This is a genomic window from Aureivirga sp. CE67 (assembly GCF_015767245.1).
GTDB lineage: Bacteria > Bacteroidota > Bacteroidia > Flavobacteriales > Flavobacteriaceae > Aureivirga.
The window spans coordinates 694,640-707,396 of record NZ_JADOTV010000001.1; the positions used below are offsets into that span (position 1 = coordinate 694,640).

At 29.0% G+C, this 12,757-nt stretch carries 16 protein-coding genes; 4 read left to right on the forward strand and 12 right to left on the reverse strand.

The window, feature by feature from the left end:
• Position 1 precedes the first annotated feature (1 nt).
• Both I0K12_RS03110 and I0K12_RS03115 read right to left on the reverse strand, forming a co-directional pair.
• A complete protein-coding gene (locus I0K12_RS03110) occupies positions 2-475 on the reverse strand; it encodes a RidA family protein (RefSeq protein ID WP_196885431.1) in 474 nt (157 codons plus the stop codon).
• A gap of 72 nt (positions 476-547) precedes the next feature.
• Complete coding sequence (locus I0K12_RS03115) at positions 548-1,573, reverse strand: zinc-binding alcohol dehydrogenase family protein (protein ID WP_196885432.1); 1,026 nt, start codon at positions 1,571-1,573, stop codon at positions 548-550.
• A gap of 94 nt (positions 1,574-1,667) precedes the next feature.
• On the opposite strand from I0K12_RS03115, the gene I0K12_RS03120 reads away from it, so the two are divergent.
• Positions 1,668-2,528 (forward strand): LysR family transcriptional regulator, encoded by an 861-nt coding sequence (locus I0K12_RS03120; RefSeq protein WP_196885433.1) that lies wholly within the window; start codon positions 1,668-1,670, stop codon positions 2,526-2,528.
• Here I0K12_RS03120 and I0K12_RS03125 read toward each other — a convergent pair.
• On the reverse strand, positions 2,522-3,244 hold the full coding sequence (locus I0K12_RS03125) for a hypothetical protein (protein WP_196885434.1): 723 nt from the start codon (positions 3,242-3,244) through the stop codon (positions 2,522-2,524). The two genes, I0K12_RS03120 and I0K12_RS03125, sit on opposite strands and share 7 nt — an antisense overlap.
• Before the next feature lie 91 nt (positions 3,245-3,335).
• On the opposite strand from I0K12_RS03125, the gene I0K12_RS03130 reads away from it, so the two are divergent.
• The gene (locus tag I0K12_RS03130) at positions 3,336-3,560 is read left to right on the forward strand and encodes a hypothetical protein (RefSeq protein WP_196885435.1); all 225 of its coding nucleotides are present in this window, start codon (positions 3,336-3,338) and stop codon (positions 3,558-3,560) included.
• A gap of 86 nt (positions 3,561-3,646) precedes the next feature.
• On the opposite strand, the gene I0K12_RS03135 is transcribed toward I0K12_RS03130, so the two are convergent.
• Positions 3,647-4,186 carry a hypothetical protein gene (locus tag I0K12_RS03135; RefSeq protein ID WP_196885436.1) on the reverse strand — a complete coding sequence of 180 codons (540 nt, stop codon included), beginning with the start codon at positions 4,184-4,186 and terminating at the stop codon, positions 3,647-3,649.
• A 208-nt stretch (positions 4,187-4,394) separates the two neighbouring features.
• Between I0K12_RS03135 and I0K12_RS03140 the strand changes: the two genes are divergently transcribed.
• On the forward strand, positions 4,395-5,603 hold the full coding sequence (locus I0K12_RS03140; RefSeq protein WP_196885437.1) for a multidrug effflux MFS transporter: 1,209 nt from the start codon (positions 4,395-4,397) through the stop codon (positions 5,601-5,603).
• A gap of 61 nt (positions 5,604-5,664) precedes the next feature.
• Here I0K12_RS03140 and I0K12_RS03145 read toward each other — a convergent pair whose 3' ends face one another.
• The 5 genes from I0K12_RS03145 to I0K12_RS03165 form a co-directional block, all read right to left on the reverse strand.
• A complete protein-coding gene (locus I0K12_RS03145; protein WP_196885438.1) occupies positions 5,665-5,985 on the reverse strand; it encodes a heavy-metal-associated domain-containing protein in 321 nt (106 codons plus the stop codon).
• A gap of 10 nt (positions 5,986-5,995) precedes the next feature.
• Entirely contained in the window at positions 5,996-6,358 is a 363-nt protein-coding gene (locus tag I0K12_RS03150; RefSeq protein ID WP_196885439.1) for a hypothetical protein, read from the reverse strand.
• 10 nt (positions 6,359-6,368) lie between these two features.
• Positions 6,369-7,343, reverse strand: coding sequence for a permease (locus I0K12_RS03155; RefSeq protein ID WP_196885440.1), 975 nt, complete (start codon positions 7,341-7,343; stop codon positions 6,369-6,371).
• A 7-nt stretch (positions 7,344-7,350) separates the two neighbouring features.
• Positions 7,351-7,590, reverse strand: coding sequence for a thioredoxin family protein (locus tag I0K12_RS03160; protein WP_196885441.1), 240 nt, complete (start codon positions 7,588-7,590; stop codon positions 7,351-7,353).
• Between the two features lie 83 nt (positions 7,591-7,673).
• Entirely contained in the window at positions 7,674-8,267 is a 594-nt protein-coding gene (locus I0K12_RS03165) for a sigma-70 family RNA polymerase sigma factor (RefSeq protein ID WP_196885442.1), read from the reverse strand.
• Positions 8,268-8,406: 139 nt separating this feature from the next.
• Here I0K12_RS03165 and I0K12_RS03170 point away from each other — a divergent pair, with 139 nt between their 5' ends.
• Positions 8,407-9,318, forward strand: a complete 912-nt coding sequence (locus I0K12_RS03170; RefSeq protein WP_196885443.1) for a helix-turn-helix domain-containing protein — start codon at positions 8,407-8,409, stop codon at positions 9,316-9,318.
• Positions 9,319-9,388: 70 nt separating this feature from the next.
• Here I0K12_RS03170 and I0K12_RS03175 read toward each other — a convergent pair whose 3' ends face one another.
• The 3 genes from I0K12_RS03175 to I0K12_RS03185 form a co-directional block, all read right to left on the reverse strand.
• Positions 9,389-10,210, reverse strand: coding sequence for a MipA/OmpV family protein (locus I0K12_RS03175; RefSeq protein ID WP_196885444.1), 822 nt, complete (start codon positions 10,208-10,210; stop codon positions 9,389-9,391).
• Positions 10,211-10,243: 33 nt separating this feature from the next.
• Positions 10,244-11,473, reverse strand: a complete 1,230-nt coding sequence (locus I0K12_RS03180; protein WP_196885445.1) for a metallophosphoesterase — start codon at positions 11,471-11,473, stop codon at positions 10,244-10,246.
• 171 nt (positions 11,474-11,644) lie between these two features.
• Entirely contained in the window at positions 11,645-12,736 is a 1,092-nt protein-coding gene (locus I0K12_RS03185) for a cytochrome-c peroxidase (protein WP_231372689.1), read from the reverse strand.
• Positions 12,737-12,757 lie beyond the last annotated feature (21 nt).

The window sequence follows — 12,757 nt, forward strand, 5'->3', positions numbered from 1 at the left end:
CTTATTTAATTTCAACAATCACTACTAACATCAAACATGCATCGTACGGAATTGCTAAAGAACCCGATACAGTTCTTGCATGTTTTTTATTTTCTCCTTCAAAAATTTCTGTAACTAAATCAGAAGCTCCATTCAACATTTTTGGTAATTGAGATCCATTTTTATGAAGAAAAAAACCATCAATTCTTACTATAGATTTCACTTCATTTATTTCTTCAGAATAAACTAATTGTTTAAGAACATTGGCCATTGTCAACTTTGATACTCTATAACCATATTCTAAAGTCGTTTCATTAATTTTCCTTTGAAGTAAATTATTATTTTTAGTCATTGGCATTTGACCAGATATATATGCTAAATCCCCCACTCTTTTAACAGAGACATAGTTTCCTGCTGGTTTTGGAGGATCTTCGTCTATATCAAAATTCTCAATTTTGATATTTTTTAATTTTGTGTATAAACCTTTTCTATCCATTTTTTTTATGTTTTAAAATGGAGCAAACATTTTACTATCTACTCCATTTATTGATAAATCACTACGAAATAATTAAGGAATAAGTACAATATTTCCTTTCACTTTCCCATTCACCAAAATATCATGCGCTTTATTTGCATCGGATAATGGTAAAGTTGTATCTAAAAGAGGTTTGATCTTTCCTTGTTTCACTAGCTCAATTGCAAACTCAAGATCTTCTTTTGTTCCCATAATAGAACCTTTAATACTTATCTGTTTAAAGAACAAACTTCTTACATCAAAACTCACATTTGGACTATCTACAAATCCCATAGAAACTAAAATTCCTTTTGGTTTCAATAGTTCTATACTTTGGTTTAAAAATTTTCCTCCCAAATTATCTATTACAACATCTGCTCCTTTACCATTTGTCCATTTTTGAACTGAAGAAATTAAATCCTCTTTCTTTGAATTAATTACTACATCCGCACCAAGATTTTTTATAAAATCTATATTAGTATCCGATGTTGTTGTTGATAAAACTTCTGCACCTAAAGCTTTTGCTATTTGTATATTAAAACTTCCTGTTCCAGATGCCCCTGCAAGCACAACTACTTTATCTCCTTTTTTCACTTCACCAACTTCTTTTACAGCTCGTACACCTGTAACTGCCACCATCGGAAGAGTCGCAATTAGTTCTGGGCTCAAATTCGTAGTGTCTTTTATCACAAATTTCGCAGGTACTTTAATGTATTCTGCATAGGTTCCATGATTTGCTGCCCCAATGATTCCATAAGAAGAAGCAAGCGTCATAGGATTTATATTTTCTTCTTCTTTTTTCATAGGATAACCGGGTACAGGAATTACTCTTTCTCCTATTTCAAAATTATTTACATCTACCCCAATTTCTAAAATTTCTCCAACAGCATCTGATCCTAAAATGTGTGGAAAAGGAATATTAGGCATCATTTTCCCTTCTCTTAAATAATGATCTAAACGATTAACTCCTGTAGCTAAAATTTTAATTAAAACTTCATCTGAAGCTGGTTTTGGAGTGTCTATTGTTGTGTATTCTAATACATCTGTATCTCCAAATTTTCTAATTATGGATGCTTTCATCTTTATTATATTTTTGTTTTATGAAGCAAAATTATTGTAAATTTACATATTGAAAAAACAGATTAAAACGATTAAATAATCTAAATTTACGATAATGAATTTACAACACATTAAATATTTTATCGCTTTAGCAAATACCAAAAACTTTACAAAAGCAGCTGAACAAGTGTTTGTTGTTCAGTCTACTTTTTCGGCTGGAATCAAAAAATTAGAAAGTCATTTGGGGGTAAAATTATTTGAAAGAGATAAAAGAAATGTTAGTCTTACTTCTGCAGGAGAGATCTTATTACCTAAAGCAATGGAAATAATGAATAATTGGTATTCGATTGAAAAAACGTTTGAAATTCAATCTAGTTTAGAACTTAGAATTGGTTTTGTCCAAAATATTGATGTTAATGTAGTTTTACCTTTTATAAATGAATTTAAAAAGCAATACATCAACTCAGAAGTACAAATTTTTGAAGAAAAACACGACGTACTTTTAAATAAATTAGACACTAATGAAATTCACGCATTCTTTACCGAAGAAAGAAAAATTGATCTAGAAAAATATCATATTTATGATATAGCAGACGAAGAATTATTCTTTGCTGTAAATTATAAACATCCTTTTGCAAAGAAAAAATCAATCAAACTTTCTGCTTTAGAAAATCAACCTTTTATTGAAAGAAGTCATTGCATGTTATACAATGATGTTTTCTCAGTTTTAAAAGAAAGAAATATTCAACCTAAAAAAGTTTTTACAGCTCATAATAATGAAACTGTTGGAGCTTTGATTACTTCGGATATGGGAGTAACACTAATGCCTAAACCATTTTTTGAAATGCCTGAAGTTAAGTTTCTAAAAATAGAAGATGCTGTATTAGCAAGGAAAATAATTTTAGTTACAAAATCATCGGGAATTTTGAAAGAAGTGAAAGATTTTCTAAGAGTCATAAATTCAAATGATCAATAAGGCAGCAAAACAGGCCCTAAAATTTTAAACCAAAAAACATAACCAACTAGACTTCCAAAAAATCCACTTAAAAGTAATGTGAATCTTGTTTTACGCGGGATAATTATAAAAAATAAATAAGAAAGAATAAGTAAACCTAATAAACTAGTAAGAATTGTAATAAAACCATCGTATAAATTTAAATAATGAGATATTTTAATTTCATCACTATTTCCATTAAAAACACCTCCTCTCGACGTTAAGGTTTCAGAAATAACTCCTGTCAGAAAATTAAAAATTGGTCTTAACCAAAAAAGCGTCAGAAATACGAAAATCCAATCGATGAATTTTATTCCAAATTTTACAATATTCTTCCTGCGAAAAAATAAAAAAACAATACCCAAAGTCCCTGTCAGCATTGTTTGAATAGGTCCTCCAAGAATAACAAGAAATGATTTAAAATTTCTTTCTTCTGTTATTTCATTATAATAATCTGCTTCAGGAAATGAAACTCCATTATCTATAAAATATTTATTATTTGAATAAATTTCGAAAATTTCTGGGTCACAATCTGGATCATGATAAATCATTCTTCCATAAAAAAGCGTCGTATCAAATCCTAAATATTTTGCAATTAAAATGTGTCCATATTCATGTGAAAGTGTTCCAAATATGGTGAAAAATACAAATCCTAAAGAAAGAAAAATCGCTTGTTTTGTGTTGAAGGTAAATTTCATGTTTTTCCTTCAAAGAAATTAAAAGCAAAGTATATTTCAAAATATATTTAACTGAATTTCAAGACTAAAATATATTTTTTATGCTACAAAAATGAATAAACTAATTGGTGTGATAAAAACGATTAAGGTCAAAATAGCTAAAAACAAAGCAAAAAATCTTCTTTTGTTTTTATTTATAATTCCAAGTATTGCAAAAATCAAGGAAATTAAAAAAGGAAGTGATAGAATTATTATAGCACTTTTTATTCCTCCTGCAACAACTGTTGGTGATACATCTCCTGAAGTTTCAGAGAAATTTTCGGTTAATTCAGTATAAAAATAAATTTCAATAATCAGCTTAACCAATAAAATGATTGTTGAAATAATAATAGATATTCTAGAATAATTGTTTTTCATATTTTTTTAATTTTCCTTTTTTAAAAATAAAATAATTTTAGTCAGAAATAAAATTAGAATTGTTACAACTGACAAGAATACAAAAATCCATTTACCCTGTGTTAACATGGAAGTAATTTCTACATCATGCGAAGTATAATTTGGATATTTATTGATTAGTTTAATAATATATTTATTTTCTATATAATCGAAAAACACAGCTATAATCGGTAAAACAGCTAATAAATAAGCTTTATTTTCCATTTTTTTAGTCAAATTCAAAATAATAAAGAAAAACAGAAAACCATAAATCAAAGGATAAACCGAATCAATAATTCCTGACATAAATAGATAGGTTTTTCTCCCCTCTTCTCCCATTGCTTCTAAAAGATTATCCACATCCGACTTTCCATAATCAAACAAAGCATCTAGAATCACAATTGGTTCATGCGCTTGTTCGTCGATAATTTGCTGATATTTTGGAAAAAGATAAAAATTGAATATTCCAAAAAAGATAAATAATGGCAGAATAATTTTCCAGTTTGCAATTTGCTGTAGTTTTTTCATGATATGAATTCGATATTAAACTTTTAAATCAGTTCTCTATCTAAATTTAATTATAAAAACTTGTTTTTTAAAACCTTCTATTTCTTTTATTTATCAAAACCTAGCTTTGTATAATTTAAACCTTGGAAATAACTCCTTTTCAAAAATGAAACTGTCGTACCTTTGCAAAAAATAACTCAGCCGAGTTATTTTCATAAAACATGATACGATGGAGAATACAAATACGAACAAAGTCAATATTGAGTTTGTTGCAATGATGGCGTCTTTGATGTCAATTGTTGCGCTTTCTATTGATGCATTACTTCCTGCTTTGTCTGAAATTGGTTTAGCAATTCACACTACTGACAATGCAGATAATCAACTTTTAGTGACCATGATTTTTCTTGGTCTTGGTTTTGGTCAATTGCTTTTCGGACCACTTTCGGATAGTTTTGGTCGAAAACCAATCATTTATATCGGGTTTTCGCTTTATACACTTGCTAGTTTTCTTTGTGTCGCAGCAGACTCTCTTGATCTTATGATTATTGGAAGAATCCTACAAGGAATCGGACTTGCAGCACCTTACACGCTTTGTATTTCCATTGTGCGAGATTCTTATAAAGGCGATTTTCTTGCGAGGGTAATGTCGTTTGTGACGGTAATTTTCATTTTAGTTCCTATCATTGCTCCTTCTTTGGGAAAAATTATTTTGAACTATTTTGATTGGAAAGCAATTTTCTATTTTCAGATTTTATTTGGGATTGTAATTTTATTTTGGTTCTGGAAAAGACAGCCGGAAACGTTAAAACCTGAATTCAAAAGAAATTTCAATTTAAAGATTTACAAACATGGAATTAGAGAGTTTTTCAAATTCAGAGAAACTGTTGGCTTTACCTTAATTTCTGGTTTTATCACAGGTTCTTTCATGACTTATATTAGTTCTTCACAACATATTTTTGAAAATCAATATGGATTAAAAGACGAATTTCCTTTTGTTTTCGCAGGAATGGCGCTTACAGTTGGTATTTCTACTTTTACAAACGGAATGTTAGTAATGAAACTTGGAATGCACAAATTAGCTTTAATTGCCTTAGCAATGTTCTCTATTTTACCAATAATCTATTTGATTTCATTTTCTGATTCTGGAAATCCTTCTCTAATAATTTTGATCGCTTTTATGGTTTTACAATTCTTAGCAATCGGATTTTTATTTGGAAATATTAGAGCAATTTCGATGCAACCGATCGGACATATTGCTGGAATTGGAGCAGCAATCAATGGATTTATTTCAACAATCGTAGCTGTACCAATTGGAGTTATTTTAGGAAGATATATCGATATTACAGTTTATCCACTATTCATCGGTTTTGCAATTTGTGGAATTCTTTCTTTCATCACATTTTTTATAGCTAGAAAACCTAAAGAAATAGAAGCTTAAACAAAAAACATAAAGTAAAACAGCAATAAACTTTAAGACTTATTGCTGTTTTTTTATACTTTTATTTCACGATTTTATAAGGTGTTTTATTTATTGCTTCTTGAATTTTTGCTTCATCACATTTACTCGAATCATACCAAACAGACAAGGTTTGATTTTTCACATCTGCCTCTATCTTTTCCAAACCATCAATTTTCTTCAAAGAATAATCCACAATTTTGATACAACAAGATTGTTTAAATTGATCTAATTTATATGTTTTTTGCACAATTCCAGTTTGTTGTTTTTCAGTTTTGATTGTTTCTTTTGGTTTCGTTTCTTTTGATTGACATGAAAAAAATAAAGAAGCGAATATTAAGATAAAAAAATATTGAATTTTCATAATTTGATTTTTAAAGGTTTAAATATGGAAGTATTAAAATGATTAAAGTAAGTATTGCAATTGTCCACAAAAATGTTTTTGATTGTAAAAAAGAAAGAACTTTTGATTCTCTTTTATCTAATTTTTGAACTAATTCTTGTTGGTTTAAATCGCAACATTCTTCTGTTTTTCTGGGAAAATAAGCTCGATATAAATTGTAGCTAATCGCCAATAAACTGAAGAAAATTAAATAGTTTTTGATGCTTGCTAGCCAAACTAAATTTGAAGTAGAAACTCCTAATAATCCAGCTAAACTCAAAAATGGCCCCACACAGCAAACACAAGATAAAAGTGCTGCAAAAACAGCACTTATCGATGATAAAAATGATTTCATAGCTTTTGTTTTAAAAAATTAGATTAAAAAAGAATCCAGAGATGATCATTCCAATTCCTATGGTTGAAAAAAATGCGAAAATCAGTTTTTTGTTCATTACTTTTTTTAGCAATAAAGCTTCTGGAAGTGACAATCCGATTGAAGCCATCATAAATGCAATTGCTGTTCCTAGCGGAACTCCTTTGCTGACCAAAGATTCGATAATTGGCAAAACTCCAACAGCATCAATATAAAGCGGAATCGCAGTAATTACGGCAATTGGAACCGCAAAAGGATTCGATTTTGAAATATAAGTTTCGAAAAAAGATTGCGGAACATAACCATGCACAAACGAACCAATCGCTAAACCAATAAAAATATATGGAATCAGTTTTTTCAAAGTTTTTATAGCTTCTTCATTGATTTTTGGTAAACGAACCATGAAACTTCTCTTATCTTCTGCAACTTCCACTTCTGTTTGATGCAAATTTTTAATCCAATCTGCAACATGTGCTGACATTCCTAATTTTTCTAAAATAATTCCTCCTAAAACTCCTAAAACAATTCCAGAAAGAATATAAATCAACGTCACTTTCCAACCATAAGTCACCCAAAAAATCGCAATTGCAATTTCATTAACCAAAGGCGAAGTAATCAAGAAAGAAAGTGCAATTCCAAGTGGAATTCTGGCTTGCATCATTCCAACAAATAATGGAATCGAAGAACAAGAACAAAATGGCGTAATTGCTCCCAAAAGTGAAGCAAGAATATTTCCAATTCCTGATTTTTTATGTTTTTCTAAATAAAATCGGATTTTATCCATTGGCAAATAACTCGTAATTATTCCCATCAGATAAGTCACTAAAATCACTAGAATTACAATTTCGGTGAATCCAATCAAAAAATAATGAAGTGCATTGCCGAATACACTTTCTGGAGCTATTTGAAATAAATCATAAACCAAATAATCGGCAATGCTTGAAAGAAATTTTGTTAGTTTTTCCATGATAATTTCACTTTAGAATTGCTAATAATTTTGAATCCTCTTCATAAAGTTTGTAGTCATAAACTTTTCCGTTTACCACAATCGAAGGAAAAATCATGGTTCCATAAACCATAGTATCTTTCATATCGGAAAACTCTTCAATCGAAAGATCAAGTTGATTTTCGTTTGCAAGTTTTTCCAATTGACTTTTGATCTTATTTGATTTCGTACAACAAGACGCATGTAAAATTTTGATTTCAGTACTCATAATTTTGAATTTTTAAATTATTCTTTATTAAGAAGTCTGAAGTCAGTTCTAAAAAGTCACATGTTTTTTAAAAAAAGTGAAATTTATTTTTGAAGCTTATTTAATTTACTTGTGATTTTGTGTAAATCATCACAAGAATTTCGGATAGAACAACCAACAAAAGCGCCATTTTTATCATATTCAATCACACAACATTCGATAAATAATTGGTGCAATTGTACTCTCGCTCTTTTGATTCGCATTTTTGTAGCGGAAAGTCCTAAATCTAATTTTTCTGCAATTTCTTTTTGTGAAATATTCTCAATATCACTCATTTTTAGAGGAAGAGAAAATTTTTCAGGAAGTAAATCTATCATCGGAATGATATAATCTGTAGTCATTAATTTTGATTCAGAATCTTTTATTTCATCAAATAAATTAATGTTTTCTTCTAAATCAATTTCCAATTTATGACTTTTAAAATAATCATAAATTGTATTTCTTGTCACTTTAAAAAGCCAAGCTTTTACATTGGTAATTTCAATTTCTTTCTGATGCGATTCCACAAGTTTTACCATTACTTCTTGTACCAAATCTTCGGCAAGTTCCTTATTATTTACTTTGCTTAAAATAAAAGCTTTCAAATAATCATAAAAATGCTGTACAATCTCGTTGATATTTAAATTGTTTTTCGCCATCGTAGAAATATTAAAACACAAAATTACGATTTAATTGGTAATTCTATTTTTCAAAAGCTTAAAATATCACTTGTTTTTAAATCTAAAACTATTAATTTCTAGGTTTAAGAGTTATTTTTGTAATTCAAAGCTGGATAATATGAAAACGAAAAAACCTATTCGATTTAAAGGAATTAAAGAACTTTTAACCATAATGAATTTAGAAGATTTTCAAAAAATAGAAAATTTTCATATTATCAAATTTGAAGATCATCCAAGAGAATTGAGTAAGGAATTTTTTGGTATTCCTGAAGATTGTTTTTCTATTTCTATTTCAAAAAGTATGGATGTTACTATCGGAATAAATGGTGAAAAATTTCAAAATAACATCCAACGATTAAGTTTTGTTTCTCCAGGTCAGTCAGTTTATATCAGTGAATCTAAAGTTGTTGGAAAAGGTTTGGGTTTTCTTATTTTTTTTAAACCTAATTTTTTACAATTCACTCCAACATATTTCAGTATTATTCAAAAATTCCCGTATTATAGTATTCATTCCAAGCCTGTTTATTTTATTGATGAAGAAAGCTACCATCTATTTTATACAAAAATGGAGAAAATATACACTGAGTTTAAAAATTTAGATCAAGATAATATTGAAATTATTCAAGCTTATTTGACAATTATTTTGTTTGAAACAAAGAAACTACTAAAAACTAATGTTTTAAATAATTCCAATAAAAACAGAGCAGAAGAAGTGACTTATCAGTTCGAAACATTATTAAAAAGTACAGAACAAAAAAAACAGAAATTATCTTTTTATGCTTCAAAATTAAATATCAGTGATGTTTATTTATCAGAATGTGTAAAGAAAACTACAGGAAGTTCTGCAAAAAAATTAATGTCCGAATATATTCTTTATGAAGCGAAATATTTGTTATCTATTTCTTCAAATAAATTAGATACCATAGCATTAAAACTTGGATTTAAAGAAACGCCAAACTTCATTAGTTTCTTCAAAAAAAACACTTCTTTTACACCAAATCAATATAGAAAAAGCTTAGATGAAGAATAAAAAAGAGCTCTAATCATTAAGAAAAAAGAGCTCTTGGGATTTTCATTAATTCAAAATGAAAAACGGTTTTTTAGAATCGATATAAAGCAAACAATGCGGTTACAAATTGATGTTCGCTTCCTTGAGAAACAATTGGACTATCTGCAACATCACCAATTAATAAATTATAACGAACAGCAGTTCCTAACATCCATTTTTGGTTTAAAGCATAAATAAAACTAGACGATAATCCTACATTTTTAAATCCTGCTTCCAAATTATAAACTGGTAAATCACTTAAAAGACTTCCTGTTTGAGTAACTCCAAAATAAGTGTTCAAATAATTTGAAGTTGCATAAGAACTTTGAATTGTACTTCTTGAAATAATTTTTCCTTTTCTGTAATTATATCCCAATTCTAAATTCGCCAAACCTCCATTACTTACATCTGTAATATCATAAGTATAACTTGCTTTAAAATGAAATCTTTTATAATTGAATTTCCCGAAAAGTCCTGCTCCAAAAGCAAAATCGATTTCTGGTAAACGAGATATCACTGAATTAGAAAGAGAATTATCACGATCGATTTTTGCAGTAATCATTGGACCAAAATTCCATTTTCTATTTTTAAGAATATTCGCTTCTGTATTTAAGCCGTTCACTCGAATATAGCGACCATTCATCCAATTTGCAGAAAAATTCACCAAAGGTAAAAGTCGATAATCATTAGAACCTTCAAACTCAGGAATTACAGCAGCTCCAGCTCCAACACTATAAAAAACTTTCTTCATCATTTTCGCTTGTTGTTGCTGTTTTGGATCTTGTTTTTTAGAATTTTGTTGTGTTTGTGCAGTTGATTTTTCTGTATAGAAAATGCTTCCTATCAAGAATAGGACTAAAACATATTTTTTCATAAAATTATTATTAGGAGTTAAATTTTCTCTTTTTTAGCTCGGTTTTGAACCTTTTTTTAAGTTGATTACTGTAATTTCTGGCCAAACTCCAACTCTTCCTGGATAAGCTAAAAAGCCAAATCCACGATTTACGTTTAAGTATTGTCCTTTTTCTTTATAAATTCCTGCCCAATATTTGTAGCGCCATTTTATTGGACTCCATTTGATAAAACCTGGAATTTCAATTCCCATTTGCATTCCGTGTGTATGTCCGCTTAATGTTAAATGGTAATGATTTGAATCTGAAATCACTTTTTCTTGCCAATGCGTAGGATCATGACTCAGTAAAATTTTAAAATCAGAAGCAGCAATATTTTCAGAAGCTTTGTTTAAATCTCCTTTTTGAATAAAACCATTTCCCCAATTTTCTACGCCAACCATCGCAATTCTTTGATCATTTCTTTCAATAAAACGATTTTCATTTAGTAACAGTTGAAAACCCATTTCTTTTTGAATTTGCTTTAAATTTTCAAGGTTTTGTACTTTTTCTTGTGGAGAATTCCATTTTACATAATCACCATAATCATGGTTTCCTAGCACAGAAAAGATTCCGTCTTTTGCTTGTAGTTTTTTGAAAGTAGATTTCCAAGGAAGCATTTCATCTGCAGAAAGATTTACCATATCTCCAGTAAATAAAATTGCATCCGATTTTTGTTGATTAATTAAATCAATTGCATATTCTATTTTTTCTTTATTATCAAAACTTCCGCTATGAATATCGCTGATTTGTGTCAATTGATAACCATCAAATGCTTCTGGAAGATCTTCAAAATAAAGTGTATAATTCAACACTTTGAAATTGTATTTTCCTTTAATAATTCCGTATAACAAAGAAGAAAACGGAATAGCTGCCAAACCTAAAGCTAATTGTTTCGTAAATTTTCTTCGAGACGGAATATGGAAAGATTTTTCATCTGAATTATTCGTAAAAAAATTAAAAACAGCTTTAAAAATTCTAAAAATATCATCGATAAAAAATACAAGGGCAAAAGTCAATTTAGTCACATAAACCAAGACAAAAATTCCTGTAAAAATATTAGAAGTTGGGATTGATAAATTTTGTCTTCCAAAAGTATACGTATAGAAAGTAAGACCAAGAATGATAACGCTAGACAAAACATAAGTTATTTTTGTCCATCTATTGTCAAAAGTGGTTTTTATAAATTGATAACCATAATAATCAATCAAAAATATAGCGAAACAAAATGCAATAAATTTGAACATATTTTTCTGAAAATTTTATTTTCTAATTCGTTAATTCTCTTTTTGTTTTCCTAAAAAAGGATAGAGGACAAAATTGAGATAAATGAAGTCTTTAAACGTGAAACTAATTTCAGAAATCAAAAAAGCCCAACCGTTAAGTTGAGCTTTCTATTTTTAAGATATAAATCTATATTATTTTGGTAATTCAGGATTTCTAATTCTAAATGCTGGTGCAGTAATTGCTCCTAAAAATGCTTTTAAATCTTGTATTTCTTCTTCTGTAAGATTTGTTTTCTGAATCAATCTAGAAGTTGTTGGAAAAAGCGTATCATTCATTTGATGTTCTCTTCTCTTTGGTTGCGGCATTCCGTTGCTATACATTGTTAAAACACCATCCATATTTCCAAACAATCCGTTGTGCATCCAAGGACCAGTTAACATTACATCACGTAAACTTGGTGTTTTGAATTTTCCAACGTCTTCCGCTTTGTTTGTAACATTATATCTTCCTAAATCTTCGTATTTTTTTCTTCCATAATAAGTCAAACCAATATTATGGAATTTTCCATCTGTTAGAAGTGGCCCATTATGACAATTCATACATCTAGCTTTTGTTCTGAATAAATGTAAACCTTTCAGTTCACTCTCAGAAAGTTCTTGTTTTCCAGCTAAGAAATAATCAAATTTTGATTTTCTACTTATTAAAGAACGCTCAAAAGTGGCAATTGCATGTGCAACATCATCGATTTCAATTTGATCTTTCCCAAATTCTTTTTTGAAAGCTTTTCTATATCCAGCAATTTCACTTACTCTTTTTACAACTGTGTCCAAATGTGTATTCATCTCCACTGGATTCTGAATTGGTCCTAGCGCTTGTTCTTCCAAACTGCTTGCTCTTCCATCCCAGAAAAAAGAAGTATTATACGAAAGATTCATCGCTGTAGGAGCATTTCTGTTCCCTTCTTGTAAATTGTGTCCCAGAGAAAGTTCTCTGTTGTCTGTATAGTTTTGGTCTGTATGGTGACAAGAAATACAAGCGATTTGCTTTGATTGCGAAATTCTGTTATCAAAAAATAGTTGTTTCCCTAATTGAATCAATCCCTTTGAAGGCTCTACTCCTCCTGGATAATTTGGTTTTGGAATCATTCCCAATTCCTTATGTACAACACTACTATCCAATTCTGGCTTTGGCCATAAATCAGGAGACTTTTGATACATTTCCTTCAAGCTTTCATATTCACTTTTCTGTTCTTTTTTACAAGAAAAAAGACATAGAATCGTCATTAAAATCAAAAAGTTTCTCAT

Coding starts and splice junctions, on each gene's coding strand:
- I0K12_RS03165 (WP_196885442.1), bottom strand. CDS start 8,267: ATGGCGAAAAACAATTTAAATATCAACGAGATTGTACAGCATTTTTAT.
- I0K12_RS03135 (WP_196885436.1), bottom strand. CDS start 4,186: ATGAAAAAACTACAGCAAATTGCAAACTGGAAAATTATTCTGCCATTA.
- I0K12_RS03140 (WP_196885437.1), top strand. CDS start 4,395: ATGGAGAATACAAATACGAACAAAGTCAATATTGAGTTTGTTGCAATG.
- I0K12_RS03130 (WP_196885435.1), top strand. CDS start 3,336: ATGAATAAACTAATTGGTGTGATAAAAACGATTAAGGTCAAAATAGCT.
- I0K12_RS03150 (WP_196885439.1), bottom strand. CDS start 6,358: ATGAAATCATTTTTATCATCGATAAGTGCTGTTTTTGCAGCACTTTTA.
- I0K12_RS03110 (WP_196885431.1), bottom strand. CDS start 475: ATGGATAGAAAAGGTTTATACACAAAATTAAAAAATATCAAAATTGAG.
- I0K12_RS03145 (WP_196885438.1), bottom strand. CDS start 5,985: ATGAAAATTCAATATTTTTTTATCTTAATATTCGCTTCTTTATTTTTT.
- I0K12_RS03160 (WP_196885441.1), bottom strand. CDS start 7,590: ATGAGTACTGAAATCAAAATTTTACATGCGTCTTGTTGTACGAAATCA.
- I0K12_RS03175 (WP_196885444.1), bottom strand. CDS start 10,210: ATGAAAAAATATGTTTTAGTCCTATTCTTGATAGGAAGCATTTTCTAT.
- I0K12_RS03120 (WP_196885433.1), top strand. CDS start 1,668: ATGAATTTACAACACATTAAATATTTTATCGCTTTAGCAAATACCAAA.
- I0K12_RS03180 (WP_196885445.1), bottom strand. CDS start 11,473: ATGTTCAAATTTATTGCATTTTGTTTCGCTATATTTTTGATTGATTAT.
- I0K12_RS03115 (WP_196885432.1), bottom strand. CDS start 1,573: ATGAAAGCATCCATAATTAGAAAATTTGGAGATACAGATGTATTAGAA.
- I0K12_RS03125 (WP_196885434.1), bottom strand. CDS start 3,244: ATGAAATTTACCTTCAACACAAAACAAGCGATTTTTCTTTCTTTAGGA.
- I0K12_RS03155 (WP_196885440.1), bottom strand. CDS start 7,343: ATGGAAAAACTAACAAAATTTCTTTCAAGCATTGCCGATTATTTGGTT.
- I0K12_RS03185 (WP_231372689.1), bottom strand. CDS start 12,736: ATGACGATTCTATGTCTTTTTTCTTGTAAAAAAGAACAGAAAAGTGAA.
- I0K12_RS03170 (WP_196885443.1), top strand. CDS start 8,407: ATGAAAACGAAAAAACCTATTCGATTTAAAGGAATTAAAGAACTTTTA.